Source organism: Longimicrobium sp. (assembly GCF_036280135.1).
Classification (GTDB): domain Bacteria; phylum Gemmatimonadota; class Gemmatimonadetes; order Longimicrobiales; family Longimicrobiaceae; genus Longimicrobium.
In genome coordinates, this window is sequence record NZ_DASURI010000028.1 from 1 (window position 1) to 8361 (window position 8361).

Sequence of the window (8361 nt, forward strand, 5' to 3'; positions counted from 1 at the left end):
CACGCCGGACCCGGCCTCGGCCTTTCGCCAGCGCGAGCCCAACGAGGGGCAGCCGGGCCAGCGCACGGAAGTGCGCTTTGCCTACGACGACGGCGCGCTGTACGTGGGCGCCCGGATGTACGACTCGCTGGGCGCCGCCGGCGTCACGCGCCAGCTCACCCGCCGCGACCAGGGCGGCGAGAGCGACTACCTGGAGCTCACCTTCGACACCTACCACGACCACGCGGGGCGCACCGTGCTGCGCGTGAACGCCTCCGGCGTCAAGTACGACGCGGGCCAGGCCTCGCCCAACGCGGACCCCTCGTGGGACCCCGTGTGGCAGGTGGAGACGCGCGTGGACAGCCTGGGGTGGACGGCGGAGATGCGCATCCCCTGGAGCCAGCTGCGTTTTGACGGCGCCAAGGACCAGACGTGGGGGCTGCAGATTGCCCGCTGGGTGCAGCGGCTGAACGAGGGCTCGCTGTGGTCGTTCGTGGGGCGCAACGAGAACAACAGCCCCGCGCGCTACGGCCACCTGGCCGGCATCCGCATCGACCACCGCCCGCGCGGCGTGGAGATCATGCCGTACGCCCTGGCCCGCGCGGCGTACGTGACCCCGTCGCAGCCCGGAAGCCCGTTCCAGGACGCGCAGGCGTACGACATGCGCGTGGGGGCGGACGTGCGGGCCCTGCTGGGCGGCAACCTCACCCTCTCGGCCACCATCAACCCCGACTTCGGGCAGGTGGAGCAGGACCCCGCGCGGGTGAACCTGAGCGCCTTCGAGAGCTACTTCGACGAAAAGCGCCCCTTCTTCGTGGAGGGCAGCGGGCTGCTCAGCTTTGGCGGGCTCAACTGCTTCAACTGCAGCAACGCCAACGGGATGTCGCTGTTCTACTCGCGCCGCATCGGCCGGTCGCCGCAGGGCGGGGTGCCGGACGGCTACGCGTTCAGCGACATGCCCAGCAACGCGCGGCTGCTGGGCGCCGCCAAGCTCACGGGGCGCACGCAGGGCGGATGGCAGATCGGCGCGCTGGAGGCCGTGACGGCCCGCGAGGTGGCCCGCGTGCGCACCCTGGAGGGCACGCCCGAGGAGGTGAGCGTGGAGCCGTTCACCAACTACCTGCTGGGCCGCGTGCGGCGCACGACGGCCGGCGGCAACCGCACGTGGGGCGTCATGGCCACGAGCGTCATCCGCCGTTTCGACGGCACGGACGACGCCCTGCGCGGCCAGCTTTCCACCCACGCCGAGGCCGTGGGCGCGGACTGGAACCTGTACTGGAAGAACCAGACGTACCGGCTGATGGGCAACGTGGCGATGAGCAACGTGGCCGGTGACTCGCTGGCCATCGGCCGGCTGCAGCGCTCCAGCGCCCGCTACTTTCAGCGCCCGGACCGCCAGGACGGCGGCGGCCGCCTGTTCAGCGACGGGTACGACCCCGGCGCCACGGACCTGCGCGGCTGGGGCGGCTACGCGCGGATGAGCAAGGAGACGGGCCGCTGGCTGTGGGAGGCGCAGGCCAACGTGCGCAGCCCCGGCTTCGAGGTGAACGACATGGCGTTCCTCTCCATGGCCGACTACGTGTGGTTCAACGGCAACCTGGTGCGCCAGTGGACGCAGCCGGGCAGCTGGTACCGCAACATCTGGCTCTCGGTGGGCGCCCAGCGGCAGTACAACTTCGACGGCGACGTCACGGACGGGCAGTATCACCAGTACGCCGAGATCACCCTGCCCTCGTACTGGGAGCTGGGGCTGTACGGGCACATCCGCCCGGAGGTGTACGACGACCGCGCCACCCGCGGCGGCGCCCTGGTGCGGCGCCAGGCCAGCTGGTACATCCAGCCGCGCATCAACACCGACGCGCGCCGCCGCGTGGTGTTCAGCACCAGCACGGGCTTTGGCGGCGTGGCCGACGGCGGCAGCTTCATCGAGGCCAACGCCAGCGTGCGCTACAAGCCCAGCACCAACGTGCAGGTGAGCTTTGGCCCGTCGTACTTTGCCGAGACGGACCGGACGGCGTTCGTCACGGGCTTCAACGACCCGCTGGCCACGGACTTCTACGGCCGCCGCTTCGTCTTTGCCGAGCGCGAGCAGCACGTGGTGTCGCTGGACACGCGGGTGAACTGGACCTTCAGCCCCACGCTGTCGCTGGAGCTGTTCGCGCAGCCGTTCGTGGCCACGGGCGACTACCGCGACTTCAAGGAGTACACGCGGCCGGGGACGACGGACACGCGGGACTTTACCCCCGGGGAGCTGTCGGTGGTGGAGCGCGACGCGGGCGGCCGGCCCACGCTGTACCGCCTGGACACGGATGCCGACCCGGCCACGGACCAGCAGTTCCGCTTTGGCAACGGCGCCTTCAACGTGCGGTCGCTGCGGGGCAACGCCGTGGTGCGCTGGGAGTACCGCCCGGGAAGCACGCTGTTCTTCGTCTGGCAGCAGAACCGCAGCGGCGACGAGCCCTTCGGCGACTTCCAGCTGCGCCGCGACACGGGCGCCATCTTCGACGCGCGGCCGGACAACGTGTTCGTGGTCAAGGCGACCTACTGGCTGGGCAGTTGAACGGCAGGGAATAGGGAACAGGGAATAGCCTGCAACTGCGGGTGATACGACGGAGCCCGCCCCGGGAGAGCATCCCGGGGCGGGCTCTTCGTTTAGGGCCGATGTCTCTCCCTCGCCGTGCGCGACTCGCGTCATCCTGATACCGAATCCGGAAAAAGATTAGGAGTTCTGGAGTGCGGTGTTTACATTGAGGAGAGTAGCGCGCAGGACCTGCGACTACCCTCCTCAGGAGCGACCGCATGAGCCGCCGTATCCGCGTAGAAGGGCATCTAAGCACGGAAGAGCTTCAGCAGCGGTACCGCAGCGCAACGCACCCCGCCGAGAAGATGCACTGGCAGGTGTTGTGGCTAGTCGCGAAGGGCGACTCGGCCGAGGAGGTAGCGGAAGTGACTACGTACACCGCTGACTGGGTGCGGACGCTGGTTCGCCGCTACAACCGCGGCGGGCCGGAAGCAGTTCTGGACGGGCGCCGTGGCCATTCGGGACGGCGCCCGCTCCTTTCTCCAGAGCAGGAAGCCGAACTGCCCGTGGTGCTTGAGGGGGCAGCCCCTCGCGGCGGGCTGTGGAGCGGGCCCGAGGTGGCGCGGTGGATGGCCGAGAAGCTGGGGAAGCCGGTGCTGCCGCAACGCGGGTGGGAGTACCTGCGCCGGGTGGGACACACGCCGCAGATCCCGCGGCCCAGCCACAAGGAGGGCGATCCCGACGCACAGGAGGCGTTTCAAGAAGGAACTCCCCGTGCGCGTAGCCCAGGAGCGCCAGGCACACCCTGAAGCGGTGGTCGAGCTCTGGGGCATGGACGAGCACCGCGTAGGGCTCATTCCAATCCTGCGGCGGGTGTGGGCACCCCGCGGCAGGCGTCCCAGAGCCGTGGTGCGGCTGCGCTACGAGTGGGTGTACGTGGTGGGCTTCGTGCACCCGGAGAGCGGGAGAACGTCGTTCTGGATCGTTCCCCAGCTGACGGCGGCGGTGTTCGCGTCGGTGCTGGCCGCGTTCATCGAGGAGCAGGGCTTCAACGAGCGCAAGCGCTTGATGCTGGTCCTGGACGGCGCCGGCTGGCACACGGGGGATGCGGTGCGTGCTCCGCCCGGCGTCACGCTCATCAAGCAGCCGGCCTATTCACCTGAACTGCAGCCGACAGAGCGGTTATGGCCGATCAGCAACGAGCCGCTGGCGAACCGCTCGTTCAAATCGATTCAGGAACTCGAAGCCGTGCTCGCCCATCGCTGCTGCCAGATGACGGAAATGCAGGATTTCCTGCGAGGGCTCACCTTCTACCACTGGTGGCCCTCGACACTCAACTGAACAAGAAGTCTTTTCCCGGATTTGGTATGAGAGGGTCTTGCGAACCTGCCTTTGATGAAGCCCGAGGAGCGTCATCCTGAGGAGCCGCCGCGCGGAGTCTGTCCGTGCGTGATCTCCGGCGGCGACGAAGGATCTTGTCTGCGATACTCGGAGCCGGCTTCCCGTCGCGGAGCCGGCCTTCGCGCGAGCGCCCCCTCCGCTCGCCGAGGCTCGCACCTCCCCCAAAAACCCCTGGGGGAGGTTGATGGGCTCCTGCCGATTCTCCGCCTGCCCGAGCGGCACGGGCACCGCGACGGACCGGGCGAGGTCCGCCGTTGCAGGCTGTTCCCTGTAACCTGTCCCCTGTCCCCCGCAGTTCAAGCAGCTGCCATCCGCGCCGCTCGCCCAGCCTACTGCGTCACGATCGTGCCCATCCGCACCACCTCGAAGTCAGTGCTGCGCACGCGGCTGAGCGAGGCGAGCTCGTCGTCGCTCCAGCGCGAATCCGGCGCGCCGCTCACGTACCAGCCGCTGCCGTTGTCCGCCAGCAGCATCCCGTATGTCTTCATGGCCTGCAGGATCACCCGCGCGCTGGGCGGAAATCCGCTCACGTCGAAGTCCGCGCGCAGCCGCACGCGCATGCCCATGGGCGGCAGGTTGGCGTCCGTGCGCGAGCTGGCAAAGTGCCGCGCCGGGTGCACGTACGCGCGGCGCGTCACGGGGCAGGTAAAGCGCAGGGCGTGGCGGATGGCCTTTTGCTCCACCACCTCGTCGTAGCGCACCAGGCCGGGAAAGACGGGCAGCCCCGCCGCGTCCGCCGACGTCCACCCCGCCGGCCGCAGCGCGTTGCTCCCCAGGTCGAACACGGCGCCGGAGCCCGCCCGCCAGCTGGCGCCGCCGTTGACCGGGTGCGCGTCCCACAGCTCGTACAGCTTCCAGTTGTCGCGGTCGATCACCAGCACGTGGCGGTCGCCCGTGCCGCTGGGGCCGCCCTCCACCGGCGCGCTCGCCGGGATGGGATACGGACCGGGATCGCTCTCGTCGTCGTAGTCGAAGGTGACGGGCACGCGGCCCTGGCCGCCCGCGACGACCACGTACGGGATGCCGTTGGGCGCGCCGTCGTACACCGTGCCGAAGTCCGCGTGCAGCCCGCGCGTGCCGCACGCGGCGATGAGCGCGGCGGAATTGGGGTCCACGGGCTCGCGCGAGACGTCCTGGTTCCACGGGTTGTCCGCGGGAAACGGCCGGCGGCCGTTCAGGCTCGCGCCGATGCCCAGCCCCGGCTGGTCCCCGTCCCCGCCGCCGGTTTCGCCCCCGGGCTCGCCGCCGCCGGTGGGGCTGCCGCCGTCGCAGGCGGCCAGGACGAGGAGCGCGAGCAGGGGCAGGTGTCGGATAGCGGGCATGGGCAGTCTCCGGCTTCGGTCGATGAGACGGGCGCAGGCCGCGCAACGCGCGCGCCGCCGCGCCGGCTGATCCGCATCCCCTTCCACGGCAACGGGATGGATGCGGATCGGCATCATGCCCTCAACCTGCGCCGGCGTGCCGATCACTGCAACCGTTGCAGATTACAATACTGTGAGGCGATGATCGCGCAGACAAGGCTGCCCCCGCGCCGGAGCGGGTAAACCCGCCGCTGGGACTGCGGTAAGCCGTCTCGCGCTGACGCGCTCTGCGAACGAGGCTTCAACCGACCGGACCGCCGCGCCGGTGTACAGGGACGGCCCTGTCTGGGGCAGTCCGCGAAGGCGGACTTCGCGCATTTCCAGCGGCGAATTCATTCGCTCCTGGATGGGAGGACCTTCGCTCGCCGGCGGAACTCCGGCCAGCCCGGCTCCGCCCCTTGAACAGACTCGGTTTCCCTCCGTCTCCGCCCCATCCGAATCACTCGTCGGGTTGACACAACCCCGCGCGGGAGCTAGGTTTGCGGCCGTTGAGACAGGCCGCGCCAGGGGCGCGGCGGGGGACGCGCGCGCGGGGAGGATCAGGGCGTCATCGCCCGGTCCTCCTTTGCATTCTCCGCGGGCGCGGCGGGCCGCGCCCGGCACGCCTGCATCGTTGCGCTTTCGTCCACCCCGGTGCATCTTCCTGCACGTCCAATGAGCAGCCGAACCGCACTGATCACCGGGGCCACCGGCTTTGTCGGCGGGCACCTGGTCCGACGGCTGGCCCAGGCCGGCTGGAAGGTGCGCGCCCTCGTGCGCGCCACCAGCGACACGCGCGCCCTGGAGCAGGCCGGCGCCGAGCGGTTCATCGGCGACCTGGACAGCGTCGACGTGCTCGCGCACGCCGCCGACGGCGCCGACACGGTGTTCCACCTGGCCGCGCTGACGATCGCCAAGGGCGAGGCGCCGTTCATCCGCGCCAACGTCACGGGGACCCGCAACGTGGTGCGGGGGGTACTCACCGCGCAGCATCGCCCCCGCCGGCTGGTGTACCTGAGCTCCTACGCCGCCTGCGGCCCCGCGCGCAGCGGCCGTCCGCGCACCCACGGCGAAACCCCGGAACCGCTCACGGCGTACGGGCGCACCAAGCTGCAGGGCGAAGCGGCCGTGCACGAGGCGGAGCAGGCCGGGGTGCAGACCGTCATCCTTCGCGCGCCGCCCGTGTACGGCCCCGGCGATCGCGCCCTTCTCCCCTACTTTCGCCTGGTGAAGCGTCGCCTGGCCCCCGCGCCCGCGGGGCCGGAGCTGCGCACACACATGGTGTACGTGGAGGACCTGGCGGCCGCCCTGGCCCGCGCGGCCGACGCCCCGCCCGGCACCTACGCCGTGGCCGAGCCCGTGGAGCACCGCTGGAGCGCCGTCGTGGGCGCCATGGCGGACTCCCTCGGCACGAAGCCCGTTCGCGTGCCCCTGCCGCCCGCCGCCGTGCGGGCCGCGGGAACGGTGGCCGGCTGGTTTGGCGGCCTGGGCGTCTTCAACAAGGAAAAGGCCGAGGAGATGCTGGCCCCGGCCTGGCTTTGCGACCTCACGGGGCTGGACGCGCTCCTTCCGCCCGGAACGGCCACCCCGCTGGCCGACGGCGTACGGCGCACCGCCCAGTGGTACCTGGAACACGGATGGGTTTGATGGCGACGATCGAGCAGTCGGTGCGGCAGACCGTGGACCTCTTCGACAAGTGCCGCCGGTTCACGGCGGCGCGGGAGATGATGGACCGCGGCCTGTACCCGTACTTCCAGCCGATCGAGGAGTCGCACGACACCGAGGTGGTGATCCGCGGCGAGACCAAGATCATGGTGGGCTCCAACAACTACCTGGGGCTCACCCATCACCCGTACGTGCTGGAAAAGGCCCGCGAGGCCCTGGCCCGCTACGGCACGGGCAACACGGGCAGCCGGTTCCTCAACGGCACGCTGGACCTGCACGAGCAGCTGGAGAGCCGCCTGGCCGCCCTGATGGGCGCCGAGGCGGCGCTCGTGTTCAGCACGGGGTACCAGACCAACGTGGGGATCATCTCCGGGCTGGTGGGGCGCGGCTCCGTCATCGTGCAGGACCGGCTGAACCACGCGTCGCTCCTGGACGGCTCGCAGCTGGCCGTGGGCGAGCTGGCCCGCTACGCCCACGGCGACATGGGCGCCCTGCGCCGCGTGCTCAACCGCCACCGCGACGCCAACGGCATCCTCATCGCCAGCGACGGCGTGTTCTCGATGGAAGGCAACATCGTGGACCTGCCAACGCTGCTGGACATGAAGGACGAGTTCGGCGCCCGCCTGCTGGTGGACGACGCGCACTCGGTGGGCGTGCTGGGGCCCAACGGCGGTGGCACGGCCGAGCACTTCGGCATGCAGGACCGCGTGGACCTCACGATGATCACGTTCTCCAAGTCGTTCGCCTCCATCGGCGGGGCCGTGGCGGGACCGGAGGACGTCATCCACTACCTCAAGCACCACTCGCGCCCCCTCATCTTCAGCGCCAGCATGCCGGGTTCGGCGGTCGCGACGGTGCTGGCGTGCCTGGACGTGATGGAGCAGGAGCCGCAGCGCCGCGCGCAGCTGTGGGAGAACGCGCACTACCTGCGGGGCGGGCTCAACGACCTGGGCTTCGACACGGTGGGCTCCGAGACGCCCATCATCCCCGTGTCGTCGGGCGACATGGAAAAGACCTTCATCTTCTGGAAGGCGCTTTTCGACGCGGGTATCTTCACCAACCCCGTGCTGCCGCCGGCCGTCCCCGAGAACGCGTGCCGCCTGCGCACGTCGGTCATGGCCACGCACACCCGCGAGCAGCTGGACCGGGTGCTGGACGCGTTCCAGCGCGTGGGCCGTCACCTGGGCATCATCGGGGGCGCCGCGTGAGCTCCGCCGCCCCCGCCGCGCCCCGCACGGCCTCGTCGGACGTCGTCGTCCGCGAGGTGCCGCGCGGGGCGTCGATGAAGCCCTTCATCGACCTGTCCTGGACCGTCAACGCGGGCGATCCCCAGTGGATCCCGCCCCTGCGGATGGCCCTGGAGCCCGTCCTGGACCGCAACAAGCACCCGTTTCACCAGCACGCCGAGGTGGCGTACTTCCTGGCGGAGCGCGGCGGACGGGTGGCGGGGCGCAT

At 70.5% G+C, this 8361-nt stretch carries 6 protein-coding genes and 1 pseudogene; 6 read left to right on the plus strand and 1 reads right to left on the minus strand.

All coding sequences use genetic code 11. From position 1 onward, the window contains the following. From VFZ20_RS00875 to VFZ20_RS00885, 3 genes are all read left to right on the plus strand, one after another. On the plus strand, positions 1–2539 hold a 2539-nt coding region (locus VFZ20_RS00875; RefSeq protein WP_329681920.1), incomplete at its 5' end, for a DUF5916 domain-containing protein. A 239-nt stretch (positions 2540–2778) separates the two neighbouring features. Then, on the plus strand, positions 2779–3309 hold the full coding sequence (locus tag VFZ20_RS00880; RefSeq protein ID WP_329681921.1) for a winged helix-turn-helix domain-containing protein: 531 nt from the start codon (positions 2779–2781) through the stop codon (positions 3307–3309). Further along, positions 3275–3841, plus strand: a complete 567-nt coding sequence (locus VFZ20_RS00885; protein WP_329681922.1) for an IS630 family transposase — start codon at positions 3275–3277, stop codon at positions 3839–3841. The genes VFZ20_RS00880 and VFZ20_RS00885 overlap by 35 nt, the downstream gene beginning before the upstream one ends. Positions 3842–4230: 389 nt before the next feature. Here VFZ20_RS00885 and VFZ20_RS00890 read toward each other — a convergent pair whose 3' ends face one another. Beyond that, a complete protein-coding gene (locus tag VFZ20_RS00890) occupies positions 4231–5223 on the minus strand; it encodes a hypothetical protein (RefSeq protein ID WP_329681923.1) in 993 nt (330 codons plus the stop codon). 693 nt (positions 5224–5916) lie between these two features. Here VFZ20_RS00890 and VFZ20_RS00895 point away from each other — a divergent pair. The 3 genes and pseudogenes from VFZ20_RS00895 to VFZ20_RS00905 form a co-directional block, all read left to right on the plus strand. Then, positions 5917–6888, plus strand: a complete 972-nt coding sequence (locus tag VFZ20_RS00895; protein WP_329681924.1) for an NAD-dependent epimerase/dehydratase family protein — start codon at positions 5917–5919, stop codon at positions 6886–6888. Next, positions 6888–8114: an aminotransferase class I/II-fold pyridoxal phosphate-dependent enzyme gene (locus tag VFZ20_RS00900; protein ID WP_329681925.1), complete on the plus strand. Its 1227-nt coding sequence runs from the start codon at positions 6888–6890 to the stop codon at positions 8112–8114. The genes VFZ20_RS00895 and VFZ20_RS00900 overlap by 1 nt, the downstream gene beginning before the upstream one ends. After that, positions 8111–8361, plus strand: a pseudogene (locus tag VFZ20_RS00905) (N-acetyltransferase); the annotation flags it as partial. The gene VFZ20_RS00900 and the pseudogene VFZ20_RS00905, both read left to right, overlap by 4 nt.

Excerpts from the sequence above, each read along its gene's own strand:
- VFZ20_RS00890 (WP_329681923.1), bottom strand. The coding sequence starts at position 5,223 with ATGCCCGCTATCCGACACCTGCCCCTGCTCGCGCTCCTCGTCCTGGCC.
- VFZ20_RS00895 (WP_329681924.1), top strand. The coding sequence starts at position 5,917 with ATGAGCAGCCGAACCGCACTGATCACCGGGGCCACCGGCTTTGTCGGC.
- VFZ20_RS00880 (WP_329681921.1), top strand. The coding sequence starts at position 2,779 with ATGAGCCGCCGTATCCGCGTAGAAGGGCATCTAAGCACGGAAGAGCTT.
- VFZ20_RS00900 (WP_329681925.1), top strand. The coding sequence starts at position 6,888 with ATGGCGACGATCGAGCAGTCGGTGCGGCAGACCGTGGACCTCTTCGAC.